Annotated in this window: 15 protein-coding genes and 1 riboswitch; of the genes, 9 read left to right on the top strand and 6 right to left on the bottom strand. The window is 63.0% G+C overall.

Annotated elements, in window-relative coordinates; translation table 11 throughout:
* From ABW043_RS17760 to ABW043_RS17750, 3 genes are all read right to left on the bottom strand, one after another.
* The coding region (locus ABW043_RS17760) for a DUF2200 family protein (RefSeq protein ID WP_353922526.1) at positions 1–247 on the bottom strand (247 nt) is incomplete at its 3' end.
* Positions 248–258: 11 nt separating this feature from the next.
* Positions 259–2058, bottom strand: a complete 1800-nt coding sequence (locus ABW043_RS17755; protein ID WP_353922525.1) for an adenine deaminase C-terminal domain-containing protein — start codon at positions 2056–2058, stop codon at positions 259–261.
* Between the two features lie 3 nt (positions 2059–2061).
* Positions 2062–3447, bottom strand: coding sequence for a M20/M25/M40 family metallo-hydrolase (locus ABW043_RS17750; protein WP_353922524.1), 1386 nt, complete (start codon positions 3445–3447; stop codon positions 2062–2064).
* A 304-nt stretch (positions 3448–3751) separates the two neighbouring features.
* On the opposite strand from ABW043_RS17750, the gene ABW043_RS17745 reads away from it, so the two are divergent.
* Complete coding sequence (locus ABW043_RS17745; RefSeq protein WP_353922523.1) at positions 3752–4732, top strand: aldo/keto reductase; 981 nt, start codon at positions 3752–3754, stop codon at positions 4730–4732.
* 53 nt (positions 4733–4785) lie between these two features.
* Here the strand turns inward: ABW043_RS17745 and ABW043_RS17740 are convergent, their stop codons facing one another.
* On the bottom strand, positions 4786–6444 hold the full coding sequence (locus ABW043_RS17740) for a Na+/H+ antiporter (RefSeq protein WP_353922522.1): 1659 nt from the start codon (positions 6442–6444) through the stop codon (positions 4786–4788).
* Positions 6445–6761: 317 nt separating this feature from the next.
* Between ABW043_RS17740 and ABW043_RS17735 the strand changes: the two genes are divergently transcribed.
* The 5 genes from ABW043_RS17735 (at position 6762) to ABW043_RS17715 (ending at position 12054) form a co-directional block, all read left to right on the top strand.
* The gene (locus tag ABW043_RS17735; RefSeq protein WP_353922521.1) at positions 6762–7718 is read left to right on the top strand and encodes a Bug family tripartite tricarboxylate transporter substrate binding protein; all 957 of its coding nucleotides are present in this window, start codon (positions 6762–6764) and stop codon (positions 7716–7718) included.
* Positions 7708–8235 carry a tripartite tricarboxylate transporter TctB family protein gene (locus ABW043_RS17730; protein ID WP_353922520.1) on the top strand — a complete coding sequence of 176 codons (528 nt, stop codon included), beginning with the start codon at positions 7708–7710 and terminating at the stop codon, positions 8233–8235. Before ABW043_RS17735 ends, ABW043_RS17730 begins: the two co-directional genes overlap by 11 nt.
* 3 nt (positions 8236–8238) lie before the next feature.
* Positions 8239–9726 carry a tripartite tricarboxylate transporter permease gene (locus tag ABW043_RS17725; RefSeq protein ID WP_353922519.1) on the top strand — a complete coding sequence of 496 codons (1488 nt, stop codon included), beginning with the start codon at positions 8239–8241 and terminating at the stop codon, positions 9724–9726.
* A gap of 54 nt (positions 9727–9780) precedes the next feature.
* A complete protein-coding gene (locus ABW043_RS17720; RefSeq protein WP_353922518.1) occupies positions 9781–11304 on the top strand; it encodes an MmgE/PrpD family protein in 1524 nt (507 codons plus the stop codon).
* Between the two features lie 66 nt (positions 11305–11370).
* Positions 11371–12054: a GntR family transcriptional regulator gene (locus ABW043_RS17715; RefSeq protein ID WP_353922528.1), complete on the top strand. Its 684-nt coding sequence runs from the start codon at positions 11371–11373 to the stop codon at positions 12052–12054.
* On the opposite strand, the gene ABW043_RS17710 is transcribed toward ABW043_RS17715, so the two are convergent.
* Together ABW043_RS17710 and ABW043_RS17705 are read right to left on the bottom strand one after the other, a co-directional pair.
* The gene (locus ABW043_RS17710; RefSeq protein ID WP_353922517.1) at positions 11983–14130 is read right to left on the bottom strand and encodes a CHASE2 domain-containing protein; all 2148 of its coding nucleotides are present in this window, start codon (positions 14128–14130) and stop codon (positions 11983–11985) included. The genes ABW043_RS17715 and ABW043_RS17710 overlap by 72 nt on opposite strands.
* A gap of 11 nt (positions 14131–14141) precedes the next feature.
* The gene (locus tag ABW043_RS17705; RefSeq protein WP_353922527.1) at positions 14142–15056 is read right to left on the bottom strand and encodes a helix-turn-helix domain-containing protein; all 915 of its coding nucleotides are present in this window, start codon (positions 15054–15056) and stop codon (positions 14142–14144) included.
* Positions 15057–15273: 217 nt separating this feature from the next.
* Here ABW043_RS17705 and ABW043_RS17700 point away from each other — a divergent pair, with 217 nt between their 5' ends.
* From ABW043_RS17700 to ABW043_RS17690, 3 genes are all read left to right on the top strand, one after another.
* A complete protein-coding gene (locus tag ABW043_RS17700) occupies positions 15274–17277 on the top strand; it encodes an aldo/keto reductase (protein ID WP_353922516.1) in 2004 nt (667 codons plus the stop codon).
* 199 nt (positions 17278–17476) lie between these two features.
* Positions 17477–17623, top strand: a riboswitch (FMN riboswitch).
* A gap of 94 nt (positions 17624–17717) precedes the next feature.
* Positions 17718–18689, top strand: coding sequence for a DMT family transporter (locus ABW043_RS17695; protein WP_353922515.1), 972 nt, complete (start codon positions 17718–17720; stop codon positions 18687–18689).
* Between the two features lie 80 nt (positions 18690–18769).
* Positions 18770–19594, top strand: an 825-nt coding sequence (locus ABW043_RS17690) for a MurR/RpiR family transcriptional regulator (RefSeq protein WP_353922514.1), incomplete at its 3' end; no start/stop codon positions are given.

The raw sequence follows: 19594 nt of genomic DNA, 5'->3' as shown, positions 1-19594 counted from the left end.
CGCAGACGACGCCCTTGATGAGCGATCGCGACGGGTTTAACTGCGGGGCGTGGTTGAAGAAGTCCTCGAAGGTGGTCTTGTTTTCCAGTTCCTCATTGAGGGTCTGCTGGCTGTGTCCGGTCAGCCAGCAGATGAGTTCGTCGACCTCGGCCTTGGTCCGCCCCTTCTTCTCCGCCTTGGTAATGTAGTGCGGATAAACGCTCGCGACGCTGATGGAGAAGACGCGGTGGTTGGCCGAGGTTTTCATGGGTTTTCCCTCTAGTCGAAGAGCGGCGCTAGGGTCATTTCGGGCACCTTTACCAGACCCTTATCGGTAATGCGGATTTCCGGGATCACCGAGAGCGGGATGAGGTTGAAGCCCATATAGGGGATGGTGCAGCCGACCTGTTGCCAGGCCTTTTTGAGGGCCTGGTTTTCGGTCGCGACCTCGTGGACGCGCTTGTCGGATATGAGGCCGGCGACAGGGAGAGCGACGAAGGCGAGCACTTTGCCGTTCTCGACCACGGCGATGCCGCCATTGGCGGCTTCGATGGTTTTAAGGGCCAGTTGCATGTCGGCTTCGTTGGTGCCGGCAAGGATGATGTTGTGGCTGTCGTGGCCGACGCTGGAGCCGACGGCGCCGTTCTTGATGCCGAAATCGTGGAGGAGGCCATAGGCGATGCCTCCATCGGACTTGCCGTGGCGCTCGATGACGGTGACGAAGCTGAGATTGTCGCGTTCGAGGATGGTTTCCCAGTCATTGGCCGGGGCGATGTCGATCTTGCGATGCGGCAGGATGATGCCGGGCATTTCGATGCCGATGGCATTGGCCGTGACGGCGCCGCTCGGAAGGTCGGGCACGAGCTTGATCGACTTGGGCAGGTGGACGGTGTTGTAGGCCGCGTCGGGGTAACGGTAGCGCTGGTTGAGCGTGTCTTCCAACAAGGGCGTGACCTTGCGGTCTTCGACCATCAAGGCGCCGCCATACCAGGTATTGACCGGCTTCAGGTCGTCATCGAGGAGGACGAGATCGGCACGGCGACCGCCGCCGAGGCCGCCGATTTCATCGCCCATGCCGAAGCGGGTGGCGCCATGGAGCGAGCCCATGGACCAGGCCTGTTCGGGTTTGACGCCACAGCGGATGGCTTCGCGCACGACCCAATCGAGGCCGAAGCTAAGGAGGTCGTCGGCGTCCCGGTCGTCGGTGCAGACGCAGTAACGCTTGTGGCTGACGCCGAGTTCGGTGATCGGCTTGATGGCTTCGACGATGGAATTCCACGGCGTTGCCGGATTGCCGCCGCGGAGGAAGACCCAGATGCCGGCATCGACGAAATCGTCGGAAATGTCGCGGTCGCTGGCTTCGTGGGTGTCGGTGACGCCAGCGGCGGCATAGGGGGCGACGAATTCGCGGCCGTAGATGTGGCCGGAGACTGGACGGCCGCGTTTGAGGGCTTCGGCGATGATGGCGTGGCTGCGCGGATCACCCATGGCGACGGGGACGAAGTCCATCTTTTCGCCGAGGGCTACGGCTTCGGGCCACTTGTCGAAGAGGGCGCCGATCTTTTCGGGGGTGAGGTCGCCGCCGGCGGTTTCGAGTTCAGGCGAGGTGGCGGGGACTGTCGAGGGAACGGTGAGGAAGATGGAGAGCGGGGCGAGGCGTGCGTCTTCGAGCATGGCTTCGACGCCGGCGACGTCCATGACGTTACCGATCTCGTGGCTGTCGCAGAAGATCGTGGTTGTGCCATTGAGCAGGGCCGCCTCGGCATAGGCGCAGGCGGTGACCATCGAGCTTTCGATGTGGATATGGGGATCGACGAGGCCGGGCGCGATGATGCCGCCCTGGGCGTCGTAGATCGCCTTGGGGGCGGGTCCGAGCTTGTAGGAACCGGCGGGTTTGACGGCGGCGATGCGGCCGCCGGAGAGCCAGATTTCCTTGTCGCTGGCGATGCGCTCGGAATAGGTAGAGAGCATACGGGCGCCGGTGATGACGAGATCGGCAGGCGCCCTGCCCCCGGCAACGGCGGCGAGCGTGGTGATCTGGCTGTGGAGCGGGGCTACGGAGAAGCGGGTAATCGCCATGGTTCAGGCCTCGGAGAAAGCGTGGAGGATGCGCACCCAGGAGCGAATGCCCTTGTGGAAGCTCGATAGGTCGTATTTTTCGTTGGGGCTATGGATGCGGTTGTCGAACCGGGCAAAGCCGATGAGGAGGCTGTCCATGCCGAGGCGTTCCTTGAACTCGCCGAGGATCGGGATCGAGCCGCCGGTGCCGGCCAGCGCGGTTTCGCGCTGCCATTCTTCGGTCAGAGCGTGCCTGGCTTTGGTGAGCAGCACGCCGTCGAGCGGCATGGAGCGGGCGGCGGCGGTGCCATAGGCCTTGAAGGTGACCGAGCAATCGGCCGGGATGCGGGCGCGGACGAAATCGCGGAAAATCTCTCGGATGCGATTGGGGTCCTGACCGTCGACCAGGCGGAAGGAGATCTTTGCGCCCGCCTTGGCCGGGATGACGGTCTTGAAGCCGTCGCCGGAATAGCCACCCCAGACGCCGTGGACTTCGGCGGTAGGGCGGGCCCAGACCTGTTCGAGGACGGAGCGGCCCTGTTCGCCGGCGGGAATGGAGAGGCCGATATCGCCGAGGAATTTTTCGGCGTCAAAGGGGAGACGCTCCCATTCGGCCTTATTGGCGGCGGGGAGTTCGGCGACGCCGTCATAAAAGCCAGGGATGGCGACGCTGCCGTCTTCGCTGCGGAGCTGGCCGAGAATGGTGGAGATGAGCTGCACGGCATTGCGGGCGGCACTGCCGAACATGCCGGAATGGAGGTCGCGGTCGGCAGTGGTGACCTCGAATTCCTCCGAGACGAAGCCGCGCCACATGGTGGTGATGGCGGGGGTTTCGCGGTCCCACATGTCGGTGTCGCAGACGAGGATCGTATCGGCGCGGAGGTCATCGGAATTGGCGGCGAGGAATGGCCCGAGCGAGGGGGAGCCGGCTTCTTCTTCGCCCTCGAACAGCATGGAAATGCGGATGGGGAGGCTGCCGGTGACGGCCTTCCAGGCGCGGCAGGCTTCGATGAAGGTCAGCAACTGCCCCTTGTCGTCGGAGGCGCCGCGGCCGGTGATGAAGGTTTCGCCATCGGACTGAGGCACGAGGGTGGGTTCGAAGGGCGGCGTGTTCCAGAGGGCCAGCGGATCGACCGGCTGCACGTCGTAGTGGCCATAGAAGAGGACGTGGGGGCCGGGCGTGACTGGGCCGTGGCCGACAACCATGGGGTGACCGGCCGTGTCGCGGACCGTGGCATCGAAGCCGAGGCCGGAGAGTTCATCGCACAGCCATTCGGCGGCGCGGCGGCAATCGGCGGCATATTGGGGTTCGGTGGAAACGGAGGGAATACGGATCAGCTCGAAGAGCCGCTCGAGGCTGGCATCGAGTTGCAGATCGGCTTGGGCAAGAACGGCATCAAGTGTGGTCATGGCTGAAATCGGCTTGGTGTTTTCGCTGCATCGGCGGAGGCGGATAGAGCGAACAATAGGAGCGAGCGGCGCCTTTGGCGCGCTCAGGCGAGCCAAACCAGATTGGGAGAAGACCCAAGCGTTTGCAATGACAAACGTCCGTTATGGACAGGCGATGGACGCCGATCATTGATGAATTTCACTCACAAGGTCGCGTACATCTTTGCGGATTATCGCGAGACGCGGAAGGTCTAGAGTGCTGGCAGAAGGTGGTGAGCGAGAAGCGAGCCGCCGATATGGCGCATGGCCTTTTGGAGGAACCAAAATGAAGAAGCGTATTCTTGGCAAAGGCGGTCTGGAAGTTTCGGCGATCGGCCTTGGTTGCATGGGTATCAGCCAGTCCTATGGCGTGCCGCTGGAGACGGCGGAGGGCGTCAAACTGATCCGCGCGGCTTTCGAGCGCGGGATCACCTTTTTCGATACCGCCGAGGTCTATGGCCCCTACAAGAACGAGGAAGTCGTTGGCGAGGCGTTGGAGCCGATCCGCGATCAGGTGGTGATTGCCACCAAGTTCGGTTTCGATATCGATGGCGGTGGTGCACCGGACAGCCGGCCGGAGCGCATTCGGCAGGCCGTCGAAGGCTCGCTTCGGCGCCTGCGGACCGACTATATCGACCTGCTCTATCAGCACCGGGTGGACCATAATGTGCCGATGGAAGACGTGGCCGGGACGGTGAAGGAGCTGGTTGCCGAGGGCAAGGTGAAGCATTTTGGCATGTCTGAGGCTGGCGTTGCCAATATCCGCCGGGCCAATGCAGTGCTGCCGGTTGCGGCGCTGCAGAGCGAATATTCGCTGATGTGGCGAGAGCCGGAGGAGCAGATCATTCCCGTGCTCGAAGAGCTGGGGATCGGCTTCGTGCCTTTCAGCCCGCTCGGCAAGGGGTTCCTCACCGGGACGATCGACGCCAACACCACCTTTGTCGAGAAGGATTTCCGCAACACGGTGCCGCGTTTCGATCAGGAAAGTCGCCAGACCAATATGGCATTGGTCGAGACCGTTACCCGCATCGCGGGGGACAAGGACATCACGCCCGCACAGTTGGCCCTGGCCTGGGTGCTGGCGCAGAAGCCATGGATGGCTCCGATACCGGGGACGACCAAGCTGAACCGGCTTGAGGAGAATATCGGGGCTGCGGAAGTCGAGCTCAGCGCTGAGGAGTTGGCGGAAATCGAGGCCGCCGTTTCCGGAATTGCGATCCAGGGGGACCGTTACGCTCCGATCCATCAGGCGCGCATCGACCGGTAGCAGCAGCAGAGTAAGCAACTTGCCGGGGCCTCACTGCCCCGGCAATTCCGGCGCTAGAGCCGATTGGCGCCCTTGGTCATTCCATCCATGAGGGCCTGTTCAAGGTCCATCTGTTCGAGCACTTCGCGCAGGACCATATCGTCGAGTTCGCGCGCATCGCGGGCGGCGATCAGCCGCTTGCGGCGCGCGTCGAGCAGAGTTTGGCCAAGCCGGAACGCTTCCTCGCGATCAAAGCCCCAACCCCGCTCCTGCGCTTCATCCTCTTCCTCTTCGACCGAGGTGCGATCAGCGCGCTTGGCCATGGCGTCGGCGAGACGCAGGGCGCGGGGCGAGGTGTGGGTGCGGCGGAATTCGGCCAGTGCATCGGCATTGGCCTCATGCGCGAGGCGACGCGCCAATTGGTGCTGCACTTCGGCATAGGCCTTGTCGTCCTCGTCTTCGAGGCTTAGGCGCTCGATGAGCCAGGGCAAGGAGATGCCCTGGACGAGAAGAGTGGCGATGGTGACGAGGAAGGCCAGAGCAATGATGGCCTCCCGGTAGGGGAAGGAATCGCCTGACACCGTCATGAAGGGAATACCGGCGGCGGCCGCAAGCGTGACGACGCCGCGCATGCCGGTCCAGGAGAGGACGGCGTTTTCTTTCCAGGTCAGCGGCGTTTCGGGTGTCGGAGGCGGCAAGCGCTCGGTGTGTCGACGCGGTGCGGCCAGCCTTTGCATGACGGCTCGGTGGCGTCGACGGGCCAGCACTGCGGTGGCGAAGACCCAGGCGAAGCGCACTGCGACCGTGGTGACGAAAATGGCGACGCCGGCCAGCAGCAGATCGCTGATATCGAGGCCGGCATCAAACGCATCGTCGATGACGAAGCGCAGTTGCAGACCGATATAGGCGAAGACGAAGGTTTCGAGCAGCGTGTCGATGGTGCGCCAGAACTGGCGTTCCTGCATGCGCTCCTCATAGCCCGATTGAGTGCCATGATGTCCGAGCGCGAAGCCGGCGGCGACCACGGCGAGAACGCCGGAGGCGTGGAGTTCTTCGGCCATGAGGTAGGCTGCAAAAGGCACAAGGACGGAGATGACCGTCGCGAGGGACGGATTGGCGAGACGGCGGCGGGCGAACTGGGCGCTGTGGCCGATGACAAGGCCGAGCAAGACGCCAACCACCGCGGCATAGAGGAAATAGAGCGCGGTATTGTCGATGAAGGCATGCGTGCCGGCCGTGGTGGCGACGGCCACGGCGAGAAGGGTCAGCGCCGCCGCGTCATTGATGAGGCTTTCGCCTTTCAGCACCGTCATAAGGCCAGATGGAAGACCGGCCTTGCTGCCGATGGCAATGGCGGTGACCGCATCGGGCGGCGCAACGATGGCACCGAGCACGAGAGCGGCAGTGATCGGCATGCCGGGCACTGTCCAGGTCGCAACGACAGCCACCGTGACAGCCGAGGCAAACACCAGGAAGACGCCGAGATTGACGATCGAGCCGAGGCGCTTGGCAAAGCTGGTGAAGGAAAAATCGGAGGCCGCGGAAAAGAGGAGCGGCGGCAGCACGATGCCCAGGATGATTTCAGGCTCGAGTTCGAGACGGTGCAGGCCGGGAATGAACGAGGCGCCAAGGCCGACAATGGCGACCAGCAGAGCGGGCTGAAAATTGCTGCGCTCGGCGAAGGCGGTGATGCCAATGGCGACGATGATGACGATGAGGATTTCGGCGAACATGATGGCTCCCGGAAGCGATCCCGTCCCTCGCTGCGGCGGGGCTATCTGGCCCACTAAAGCAAATGCGAGACGGTTGCACCTGGGCCGTGAGCAAATCCGGCAAATTTGGCGGAGCTAGGGTCGGCGGCCAACGAAAGCAGAGGGCTCCACCGCCGCCTCCAACTAAGGTCGCACTTTCACATTCTGTCGGCAGAACTAAGGATGTTGACGCCCAATCAGCAATGTGATGAGGTTTATGGGCAAAATCTGTCGACAGTTTTGAGCATTCCCGGAGGAGACGGCATGAGGCCGCAAACCGGAGGCTCGGGAGGATCATAATGAAGTTTTCAAAGACGCTTGCGGCTCTGGCCATGACGGCTGTGCTCGGGACTGGCGCTGCCAGCGCCCAGGTCAATGTCATGCTGCCCGCCAATCCCGGCGGTGGCTGGGACGGCACGGGCCGTCAGGCGTTCCAGGCACTCAATGACGCCGGCATCTATACCGGTGGCGTCAATTTCACCAATACGGGCGGCGCCGGCGGCACCGTGGGCCTTGCCGAATTCCTCGGCACCTCCACCGGCCAGCCGGACGCGCTGGCAGTGTTCGGCGCGATCACCGTTGGCGCGATCAAGCTCAACAATTCGCCGATCAATCTCGCCGAATTCCGCCCGGTCGCTCGCCTGACCGCGGAATATCTGGTGATCGCGGTTGCTGCTGACTCGCCATACAACACGCTGGCTGACCTTGTTGCAGGCATCAAGGCAGATCCGGGTGCGGCAGCGCTCGGTGGCGGTTCGGCCGGTGGCGTCGACCACATCTCGCTGGCGCTGCTGGCGCAGGCTGGCGACATTCCGGTGGCAGACCTCAACTACATTCCGCAGACCTCGGGCGCTGAAACCGTGACGGCAATCGTCAACGGCACTCTGGTGGCTGGCGTTTCGGGCACGTCCGAATTTGCCCCGTTCGCCGAACAGGGCCGCATCAAGATCCTTGGCGTGACCTCGGCCGAACGTCGCCCGAACCTGCCTGACGTGCCGACCTTCCACGAAGCCGGCTATGACGTCGAAATGGCCAACTGGCGCGGTATCCTCGCCGCTCCGGGCGCTCCGGACGACAACTATGCCATGTGGGTCGAGAACTTCACCAAGCTCTCGCAGAGCGACGCCTGGAAGGCCGTTCTCGAAGCGCAGGGCTGGGAAGACTACTTCCTCGCCGGCGACGAATTCGGCGCCTTCATTGCCGAAGAAACCGAACGCCAGGGCCAGATCCTGAAGGACGCCGGCCTTGTCAACTGACGGGCGCAACACAACTGAAGGGGGCAGCCCAGCGGCTGCCCCCGCTTCGCCAAAGCCCTATTGGATTGGCATCGGGCTGATGGTGATGGGAGCGGTGTGGCTCTACAACGGCTTCGGGTTGCCGCAAGGCGCGCGCTATGCCGCGGTCGGGCCGGGCCTGTTCGTCACCCTCGCCGGTGGTGGGCTGCTCATTCTTGGGGCCATCCTGGTGCTGCAGATCTGGCGCGGGGAAAGCTTTGAGGCGCAGGACGCCGAAGACGCCGACGGCTCGACCAAAATGGACAAGCGGGCCTTTCTGACCGCGCTCGTTGCTGTCGCGCTGCCGATCGTCACCATGGGACCGCTGGGCATGCCGTTTACGGCTACGCTGTCCTTCGTGCTGGTTGCCAATGCCTTTGGCTCGCGCCGCTGGCTGCTCGACCTCATTTGCGGCCTCATTCTCGCATGCGCCGCCTGGTTCCTGTTCAAGCAGCTCGGGCTGCAACTGGGCCGGTTCTTCCCGCCTCTGGGAGTGTAAGACGTGGAAACTTTCGAGCTTCTGCTGCATGGCTTCAGCGTTGCGCTGCAGCCGACAAATCTCATGTGGGCGCTGGTTGGTTCGGTGCTCGGCACCGCTATTGGTATTTTGCCCGGCATCGGCCCGGCGCTGACCATTGCGCTGCTGCTGCCGGTGACCACCGCGCTCGCCCCGACTTCCGCTTTCATCATGTTCGCCGGTATTCTCTACGGCGCGATGTATGGCGGGTCGACGACCTCGATCCTGCTCAACACGCCGGGCGAAGCGGGGTCGATGATGACCGCGCTCGAGGGCAACAAAATGGCCCGGGCCGGGCGAGGCGCAGCGGCGCTGGCGACGGCAGCCATCGGCTCGTTCGTGGCTGGTACCATTGCGACGCTGGCTCTGACCTTTGCGGCGCCGGCCGTTGCGGAACTGGCGTTCTATTTCAAGCCGACCGACTACTTTGCCATTACGGCGCTGGCCTTCTGCTCGGTGGCTGTGGTGATGGGCACGTCGCGCACGCGCGGCTTCGTCTCGCTGTTCCTGGGCATTGCCATTGGCGTGATCGGCATCGATACGATGACGGGGCAACCACGCCTGACCTTTGGCAATATGCAGCTTTTGCGCGGCATTGCGCTGACGGTGGTGCTGGTGTCGCTCTTTGCGGTCGGTGAAATCCTCTATGTCGCGAGCCGCTATCGCTCGACGCCGGGGGTAATGGCGCCGATCAAGGGCCAGCTCTGGATGACCAAGCAGGACTTTGCGCGGTCATGGAAGCCCTGGCTGCGCGGCACGGCGATCGGGTTCCCCATGGGCGCCCTGCCCGGCAGCGGTTCGGAAATTCCGACCATGCTGTCCTATACGCTGGAGCGGAAGCTCACCAAGTATCCCGAAGAGTTCGGCAAGGGCGCCATCGAAGGTGTCGCCGGACCGGAGGCGGCGAACAATGCGGCCGCGGCGGGTATTCTGGTGCCTCTGCTGACGCTGGGGCTGCCGACTTCGGCGACGGCGGCAGTGCTGCTGGCTGCGTTCCAGAATTATGGCCTGCAGCCGGGGCCGTTCCTCTTCACGTCCAATCCGGCGCTGATCTGGGGGCTGATTGCATCGCTCTATGTGGGCAATGTCATGCTGCTGGTGCTCAATCTGCCGCTGGTCGGCATATGGGTGCAGCTCCTCCGCATTCCACGCCCGCAGCTTTATGCCGGCATTCTGGTCTTTGCCATGATCGGGGTCTGGGGCCTCGCGGGCTCGTGGGTCGATCTGACCATCATGCTGGTCGTCGGGCTCGGCGGCTATGTGATGCGGGTCTACGACTTCCCGATTGCGCCGGTGCTGATCGGCCTGATCCTCGGGCCGATGGCGGAAACGCAACTCCGTACGGCGCTGGCTGCCGGCCAGGGCAATCCGATGGTGCTGGTTTCAACGCCGCTATCGGCCATTCTCATCACTTTGGCCGTGCTGCTGTTGGCACTCCCGATCCTACTCAAGCGCCTCCGCGCCAATGCCTGAATTGTCGCGGCGCTTGTGTGCCGCGGCCCCCTTTCGACCAAGGAACTTGCAAGAATGAAGACTTACGACGTCAAGGTTCACCCCTCCGCCGCCAACCTGCCGCGCGAGCAACAGCTTGCCTGGCACATTGCCGAGTTTGCTGCCAATTGCGGGCCGCTCGACGCTGATGTGACCGAGATGATCGCTTGCCGTATCGTCGATAATGCCAGTGTTGGTCTGGCGGCCATCAACCGTGCCCCGGTCGCGGCCGCTCGCGCCATGGCGCTGGCGCATCCGCGCAAGGGTGGCGCGACAGTTTATGGTCTCGGTAGCGGCGTGCGCGTCGATGCCGAATGGGCTGCCTGGGCCAATGCGACGGCCGTGCGTGAACTGGACTTCCACGACACGTTCCTTGCCGCCGACTATTCGCATCCGGGCGACGCGATTTCGCCGCTGGTTGCCGTGGCCCAGCAGATGGGTCTCGATGGCAGCGCCTTGGCGCGCGGCATTGCCGTGACCTACGAAGTGCATGTGGCGCTGGTTAAGGCGATTTCGCTGCACAAGTACAAGAAGGACCATGTGGCGCACTTGGCGCCGGCAACCACGGCCGCCATTGGCGCCATGCTGGGTCTTTCGACCGAAGTGATCTTCCAGGCGGTCAACCAGGCCGTGCATCTCAGCTTCTCGACGCGCCAGTCCCGCAAGGGCGAGATCAGCTCGTGGAAGGCCTATGTGCCTGGTTTCTCGGGCAAGCTCGCTATCGAATGCGTCGATCGCGCCATGCGCGGCGAAGCGTCGCCCTCGCCGATCTATGAAGGTGAGGAATCGGTGCTCGCCTGGATGCTCGGCGGCAAGAACGAAGCCTACAAGGTGTCCCTGCCCGCTCCCGGCGAAAGCCCGCGCGGCATCATGGAAACTTATACCAAGGCGCATTCGGCCGAATATCAGGCGCAGGCGCTGATCGACCTTGCGATCGACCTTTCGGGGCAGATTGGCGACCTTTCCAAGGTGAAAGATATTCTGCTCGAAACCAGCCATCACACGCATAACGTGATCGGCACCGGCGCTAACGATCCGCAGAAGATGGACCCGGAAGCATCACGCGAAACGCTCGATCACTCGATCATGTATATCCTCGCGGTCGCCCTCGAAGACCGCAAATGGCACCATGTCGACTCCTATACGCGCGAACGTGCCCGCACGGCCTCGACGGTGGCCCTGTGGCACAAAATTCGTACGGTGGAAGAGCCGTCCTGGACCGTTAGGTATCTCGACCCGAATCCCGACAAGCGCGCCTTTGGTGGCAAGATCATCGTTACGCTGGAAGACGGTCGGGTGATCACCGGCGAACGCGCCGTGGCCGATGCGCATCCCAATGGCGCCCATCCCTGGACCTGGCCGGACTATGCCGGCAAGTTCAATAGCCTCACCAAGGGCGAACTGTCGGACGCCGAACGCAAGGCGTTTCTCGACGCGGCCAAGGGTTTTGCGGGTCTCGCCGCGGGCAAGCTGGATGTGCTGATTCCGGCGCTGCCAACGGGCCAGGTCGTGCCCGCCAAGCCGACCGGCCAGGGCATTTTCGATCACGGCCTCGAATAGAAGAGGTCAATGCGCTAAGGAAGCCGGCCCTTTGCTGAGACTCATGGAGCGGCGACCAGCGTGACGATGATGGATCAAGACGCCGAAACGATCGAGATTGCCGACGACGTGCTGCTGACCGACCAGTTGTTCGAACAACTGAGCGAGGCCATCGTCGTGGGCACTCTCGCCCCCGGCACCAAGCTCAGCGAACCCCGACTTGCCGCCCAATATGGCGTTAGCCGGGGGCCGCTGCGCGAGGCCATTCGGCGCCTTGAAGAACGAAAGCTCGTAACCCGCGCGCCCCGCCAAGGAGCGCGCGTGGTGGTGCCGACGCCCGGCGATGCGCTGGAGCTTTTCACCATCCGTGAAGTGTTGGAGGGGCTGGCCGCACGGCATGCGGCCGAGAACGCCACCGATGCGGAAATCGACCAGCTTCGCGCCATGCTGGCGCACCACCGCGATGCGCTCTCCAAGCCCGATGCCATGGTCTATTGGCAGGCCACGGCCAATTCGGACTTTCACTTCATGATCGCCCGGATCGGCCGGAACCAGCATCTGTTCGACCTGCTCTGCGGCGAATATTACACCCTGTTCCGGCTCTATCGCATGCAGCATCGCATCGTGCCCGGTCGTGCGCAGCGCGCACTGGCGGAGCATGAACGGATCGTCGAGGCGATTGCCGATCGGGATGCGGAGCTATCGGAAATCCTGATGCGCCGGCACATTGCTTCGGCCCGAGTGGGTCTCATCGCCCAGGCGAGCGTCTGAGACCATATTTGTCTCGGCGGGTGGAAAATCTGCGAGACGGGTCGGCAAGCAGGCGTAGAATTGGGCGAGTTCCGGTTCTACTGCTGCGGCCAGCATCTGGCAGCGCTGCAACAGGGCTTCGTCGAGCACGCCGGCGGTCAGCGCCGAGACCAATTCGGTATGGCTGATTAGCAAGGCTTCAAAAGCCGCGCTGGATTTGACCGCCTCATCACCCACCAGCAGCTTTATCGGCTCGCGGCCGGACATGCCCTTGAGTTCGACCCAACCGGCATAGAGGAAGGCCAGCGCGGGTGCCTCGGCCGCCATTTCAGCCGTCGCCAGAATGCTGTAGCCGACCGGCTTGCAGGCGCCTTCGATGCGGCTGGCGACATTTACGGTGTCGCCGACGCAGGAATAGTCGAAGCGTTTTTCGAAGCCCATATTGCCGACCAGTGCGGGTCCGGTGGCGATGCCGATGCCGATGTGGATCGGGTCGTCGCTGCCCTCGTTGAGGGCGCGCAGGGCGCTGCGCATGGCGAGGGCGGCGCGGCCGGCGAGGAGGGCATGCTCCTTTTCCTCGGCCGGGGCGTTCCAGAAGGCCATGACCGAGTCGCCCATGAATTTGTCGATGGTGCCGCGCTGGCGGATGATGGCGCCGCCCAGGGCAGCGAACAGGCCATTGAGAATTCTGACCAATTGCTGGGGGCTCGTCCGTTCGGCGAGAGCGGAAAAATTGCGGACATCGGAGAACATCACAGTCAATTCCCGCACATTGCCGCCGAGACGCAGCAGGCTTTGATCGGCTTCGATCTGGGTGAGGACCGAGGGCTCGACATAGTAGCCGAAGGCGCGGCGGATGCGGCGGCGGTCGAAATCGGTGACGGTGAAGCGCAAGAAGGCCATGGTAGCGTAGCTGACGAGGGCGGCAAAGAGCGGATAGCTGGGGTCGATCAGGAGGCCGGGGCTCGAAAAGCTCCACCAGCTAAAGGAGACTGAGGCCGCGGCGACGGCGAGCGACACGCCGAGCCCGACCAGGGGGCCAGAGATGACGACGGCGAGGACGATGATGAAACTTGAGGCGACAAGCAGCGCCAGCTCCAGTCCGGACACCCAATCGGCCCGATCAAGGAAGATTTGCGTGAGGATTTGTTCCAGCGCCTGGAGGTGGATGGAGACGCCGGGAACGGGGGCGCCCAGAGGACTGACGCGAATGTCGTTGAGGCCACTGGCGGAGCTGCCGATGAGGACGATGTGGCCTGTGATCAGCGGGGCGAGCGCGGCATAGTCGTCGTCGAGGATGTCGGTGGCCGGAATGTACGTTTCCGGCGGTAGTTCGCGATAGTAGAGGCGCAGATCGCCGGTGGGGCCGGTGGGAATGGCTATGTCCCCTACCCTGATGGCCTCAACGGTGCGGCCGTCCACGTTGTCGCCCATGACGACCAGTGTGGGCACGCCCGTGGCGACGCGCAGGGCTTCGACCGACAGGGTGGGCAGGACACCGGAATCGACCCGCCAGAGCAGCGGCAATCGTCGCGCGACGCCGGCCCCTTGACGGTCGAGGCTGGCGACACCTAGGCCGCTGGCGGCTTCGGCGAGGATAGGCAAGGGCTGGGCGGCACCGCCCAGTTCGGGCACGGCGGCGAGTGGATCGCTGCCGGTGGTCGCAAGGCCCGTCTTGCTTGGCGCAGTCACGGGGAGTGCGCTGCCATTTTGGGCGAGGCCCAGGATGGTAGGCCCCGCCGCCAAGGTTTTCGCAAAATTCTGATCGGCGTCGCCCTTCCCCGTCGAGCGCTCGGCCTCGCTGAAGAGGATATCGAAGGCGATCGCGGCAGCGCCCAACTCGGTCAGTCGCTCCGAGAGACGCCCCAGGGTTTCGCGCGGCCAGGGCCATTGGCCGACTTCGGCCATGGAGGTCTCATCGATATCGATGATGCGGACCGGCAGGTCCGGTGGCGCCTGACGCGGCCGCCATTGCTGGAAGACATCAAAACTGGTCTCGCGCGCCACCTGCACCGGATAGGGATCGGCCACCCGGAGCGCAACGAGGCCGAGAATGACGAGAAGACCCAGAGTAAGCGCCGCAAGCCGCCTGCCCATGGCCCCTGCCCTCAATTATAGGGCGTGCAGGCCGCGACGCGTTGCGGCAGGACCGAGCTTGGGCGAGAGCGCAGATCGCGGCGGAAATCGCTGGGCGACATGCCGGCAATCTTGCGGAAGAGCTTGTTGAAGGCGCTGAGCGAGCCAAAGCCGCTATCCATTGCGACCTGGAGCACATTGGCCTCATCGCGCATGAGCAAGGCCTGGGCGTAGGAAAGGCGCATGAGGCTGACATAGTCATTGAGCGTCATGCCGGTGCACTTCTTGAAGACCGTCATCGCGTATTTGGGATGCACATCGGCAGCCACCGCGATGTCGACCGAGTCGATATCCTCGCGGAAATTGTCGGCGATGTAGTCGCAGATGCGCACGACGATGGGCGAGATGTGCTGGTCGGTGGAGTGGCTGTTGGAGCGGGCGTGGTGGCCGGACAGCAGCTCGTAGGGCGCGAAGCGGATGCGTTCGATGCGAAGGAGCAGTTCGTCCACCGCCATGCTGACCTTCAGCGGGTCGTCGGACCGGACATAGTCGTTCCAGCGGGCGAAATTGACGGGGTCGGAAGCGTCGGTGGCCTTTGTCACCAGTGCGGCGCCCTGCATGAGGCCGGCCTGCACATCCTGCGGCAGGCGCAGGCGGAAGAAATGCACCAGCGGCAGGTGGCCGCCGGCATAGACGAGATCTTCGGATGCGTCGTCGAGCCGATGGGGCTGGCCGCCCCAGAAGAGGGCCAGATCGCCGGCGCCAAAGCGCACTTCGTAGCCGCTCATGGCATAGTGGGCCCAGCCGCGGATGATGAAATTGACCTCGACCTGCGCATGCCAATGCGCCGCGCGCATCAGCAGCGGGGACGCATGGAACATATTGAGTTCGGTGGGAAGGTTCTCCACGCCGTCGAGGGCCGGCTCGTAGTAGCCGCGCTCCACCATCTTACTATCCGCCAATTTGAAATACCCGATAAGAGCGACGGCTCATGAGGAGTGGATAGCTTAGGTATCGCTCGGCACAAGAGCAAGGGAGGAGAATGCGCGGGATCCATGGGATCATCCGCGCTTCATGCGCCAGATCGGGCGCCCAGGCTGTGCCGACATGAACAACATTGGGTCACCCATCTTGATGGGCAGGGCCCTTCGCGAGGACGAGACCATGACCGACAAGAAAATTCGCTGGGGCATTATCGGGCCGGGCAGCATTGCCAAGGCCTTTCGTGGCGGGGTCAATGGATCGCAGCACGGCGTGCTGGCTGCCATTGCGACGCGTGATCCGAGCAAGCCAAACCTGGCTGTAGACTTTCCGGGCGTGCGCGTCGTCAACGGCTACGACGCCCTTCTCGCCGACAAGGAGATCGACGCGGTCTATATCGCCGTGCCGCATACCGGCCACGCCGAATGGGCGATCAAGGCCGCCGAAGTGGGTAAGCACGTCCTCATCGAAAAGCCGCTGGCGCTCTCGGCGCATGAAATTGACGCCGTGTTCCACGCGCACAAGAAGGCCGGCACCTTTGCGGGCGAAGCCTTCATGTATCGCCTGCACCCGCAGGTGAAGCAGTTGATCGACCTGATCAAATCCGGCGCCATCGGCGAAGTACGGATGATCCAGTCGAGCTTTGGTTTCTCGATGGGCAAGTTCCAGCCGCAGCACCGGCTGTTCGCTTCGGCGCTGGCAGGCGGCGGTATCCTGGACGTTGGTGGTTATCCGGTTTCGATGGCGCGACTGATTGCAGGCGCCGCATTGGGTAAGCCGTTTGCTGATCCAGTGAAGGTTTCGGGCACGGCCAAGCTCAATGAAGAAGGCACCGACGATTGGGCGGCGGCGCTGCTCACGTTCGAGAACGGCATCGTGGCGCAGGTTTCCTGTGCGGTGATGGCGAACCTCGACAATGTGCTGCGTATCCATGGCTCCGAGGGCCGGATCGAAGTGCCGGAATTCTGGTTTGCCAATGGCAATCGTGACCAGGGTCTTGGCCGCATCGACATCATCAAGGGCGGCAAGACCGAGACGGTCAGCGTCAACGAAACGGCGCATGTCTATTCGTTTGAGGCTGATGCTGCCTCGTTGGCGATTCTCGAAGGACGGCAAGAGTTTCCGGCGCCGGGCATGAGCTGGGCGGATAGCCTTGGCAATGCGCGCGTGCTCGACCAGTGGCGCAAGGATGCCGGGATTGAGTACTCGGTCGAGAAATACACCAATCGCCTGAATACATTGGACAATCGCAAGCTTGGCCCGAATACCGGCGTCATTCCGAAGCGGTCTATTCCGGGACTGAACAAGCCGGCCTCGGCCGTTGCTCTCGGCTTTGAAGATTTCAAGACCTTCTCCTCGGGCGCGATCCTCCTCGATGCGTTCTGGGAAAAGGGCGGCAATATCTTCGATACCGCCTTCATCTATGGCGGCGGCTATACCGAAAAGCTGTTCGGTGAATGGCAGAAGAGCCGTGGCGTACGCGAAGAGGCCGTGGTGATCGGCAAGGGCGCGCACTCGCCGCTGGTCTATCCTGACGTGATCGCCAAGCAACTGACGCAGACGCTTGATCGCCTGCAGACGGACTATGTCGACGTCTATTTCATGCACCGTGACAACACCGACGTGCCGGTGGGTGAATTCGTCGATGCGATGGATGCCGAGGTGAAAGCCGGCCGTATCCGTGGGCCGTTCGGTGGGTCCAACTGGACCAAGGAGCGCATGGACGAGGCGATTGCCTATGCCGAGCGCACCGGCAAGACAAAGCCGCAGGCGCTGAGCAACAACTTTGCACTGGCCGAAATGCTCGACCCGATCTGGGGCGGCTGCGTCACCTCATCGACGCCTGACTTCAAGCAGTGGCTGATTGATCGCCAAGTGACCAACTTCTCATGGTCGAGCCAGGCGCGCGGGTTCTTCACCGACCTTGCTGGTCGCGACAAGACGGACAACGAGGAACTGGTTCGCGTCTGGTACAACGAGCAGAACTTTGGCCGCCGCGACCGGGCCATCGAACTGGCCAAGCAGATCGGGCACAATCCGATCCATGTGGCACTGGCGTATGTGCTGGCCCAGCCCTTCCCCAGCGTGCCGCTGATCGGGCCGCGCCGTCTGGTCGAACTCGAAGACAGCCTCAAGGCTTTCGAGATCAAGCTGACGCCGGAACAGGTGAAGTGGCTGGAAGGCTAAACGCCGCAAAATTCAGGCAAATCAAGGGGTCCGGCAGCGGGCCCCTTTTTCATTGGCTGGAATGTCAGCAATAATTTCTCATCGCGCCGTAGAGAATTCATCTTCGCTGTTCACCCAAAGAAGACAGTTTGTGCCCTGAAGCGTGGTTGTCAGGTCAGAACGCCTGCCCTATGTTATCCATCGTGAGATTACGATCTCACGCAATTCTCAGGGCGGGGTGCAACTCCCCACCGGCGGTAAGGCGGCGACGCCAAGCCCGCGAGCGCTTTCTACTTCGGTGGGAAGGTCAGCAGATCCGGTGTGATTCCGGAGCCGACGGTCATAGTCCGGATGAAAGAGAATGGGTTGGTAAGCGCTTGACGGCGCTCGCGTTTTGTCGCGAGCGGTCTTGTGTCGCCTTCTCGTAACCCTGGGGAAACTGGTTACGGAAAGGACACCACATGAGCCAGATTTCCTCTTCTACCCACACGAGCGCCACGGCCGGCGCTATCTTCATGCTCGCAGCAAGCCTGGCTTTTGCCGGCTCGAATACGCTGCAATCGGTTCTGCCGACGCCGATCGAATATGGCGGGTTTGGCATGAGCTCGACCGGCATGGCCTTCTGGCAATATGTCATTGCCTCTATCCTGGCGCTGCCGATCATCCTGCGCATCGGCTTCAAGAACCTACGTACCAGCCATCCCCTCGCCCATGAAATCCGCGCCTTTGCCTCGGCGCTGGGCGTGCATGTTTTCGTCTATGGTTTTGCCTCGGGCGTTCCGATCTGGCAGATGGTGACACTGCTTGCCACCGGGCCGCTGTTCATCATTCTGGGCTCCACGCTGTTCCTGGGCGAAAAAGCCTCCACGGCCCGGATCGGGGCGGCGCTGATGGGGTTTGCCGGTGCGATCATCGTCTCGGGCGTTGGTGCAGACGGGGTTACCTGGCAAACCTTCGTGCCGATCCTTGCGGCGGCGCTCTGGGCCACCACTGACATTCTCACCAAGTACCTGACGCAGAAGGGTGAAAGCCCCGAGACGTTGACCATCTCGCTGCTGGTGCTGATCACCCCGAACCATCTGGCCATTCTGCTGCTGGTCACCCTCTTTTCGTGGGTGTTGCCGGCTGGCGCGGCCCCCGGCTTTCCGTTGGCCCTGCCCTCCGGTACCGGCCTGCTGCTGCTCCTGCTGCTCGGCGCCCTGACGGCTGCGGCGCAATATCTGCTGAGCTTTGCCTACCGCGCGGCCGATGCGACCTTCCTGCAGCCATTCGGCGACCTGAAGGTGCCGCTCGGGGCGATCGTGGGCTGGGTTGTGCTCGGCCAGGTGCCGTCGATCTGGTTCTGGCCGGGTGCCGCGCTGATTATCCTGGCGTCGCTGTTCCTCTATCTCGTGGAGGGTCGGGACCGGCCCTCCAACTTCGCGGCGGCGTAGCGTTCCAAGCGTAGAATAATCCTTCCAAATCTGACGCCGGCAATGCGATATTGCCGGCGTTGGCATTTTAGGGGACTCGCATGGACCGGGGAGAGATTCAGGGCGCGCCGAAGAATTTCGAGGCGCTGCGGACACTTATCCTGGAAAGGCGACGCGAATTGCCCAAGCGCCTGGCGCAGGTGGCGGCCTTTGCGCTGGATAACCCCGACGAGATCGCCTTTGGTACGGCGGCGAGTATTGCGACCGACGCCGAAGTGCAGCCTTCGACCCTGGTCAGGTTCGCACAAACCTTTGGTTTTGATGGCTTTTCTGCACTGCAGGCAGTGTTTCGCGCGCGGCTTCGCGAGCGGAATTCGAGCTATGAAGACCGGCTGGCGGAGCTTGAGGGCGGGGACGCGGTGGCTGCCGGGTCGGCGGCGATTCTCAACTCGTTTGTCGCCGCGGCACATCGCAGCCTCGACAATTTGAGTGCCGCAATCGACCCGCAAAAGTTCGAATCCGCTAGCAGACTGTTAGCATCTGCCGGCACCATTCACCTGATTGCGCGACGGAGAAGCTATCCGATTGCGACCTACATGGCCTATGCGCTCTCCCAGCTCAAAATCCGCTGCCAGATCGCCGGGACAGCGTCGGGGATCGATGACGATCTGCTGGCGCTCGCCGATGAGGGTGACGCGGCTTTTGCGGTGAGCTTTTCGGGTTATGCCTCGGAGACGATCGCGCAAGCTTCGGCGCTGGCGGCGCGGGGTATTCCCGTGGTGTCGCTGACCGACTCGGCGTTCTCGCCGCTGGCGGAATGTTCGACCATCTGGTTCGAGCTGGTCGAAGCCGACCATGCCGGGTTCCGGTCGCTCTCGGCCAGCATGGCCTTTGCCATGGCGCTGGCCGTGGCTATTGCCGAAGAG

It is taken from the genome of Devosia sp. (assembly GCF_040509215.1).
GTDB lineage: Bacteria > Pseudomonadota > Alphaproteobacteria > Rhizobiales > Devosiaceae > Devosia.
This window is presented reverse-complemented; position numbering and strand designations above follow the sequence as displayed.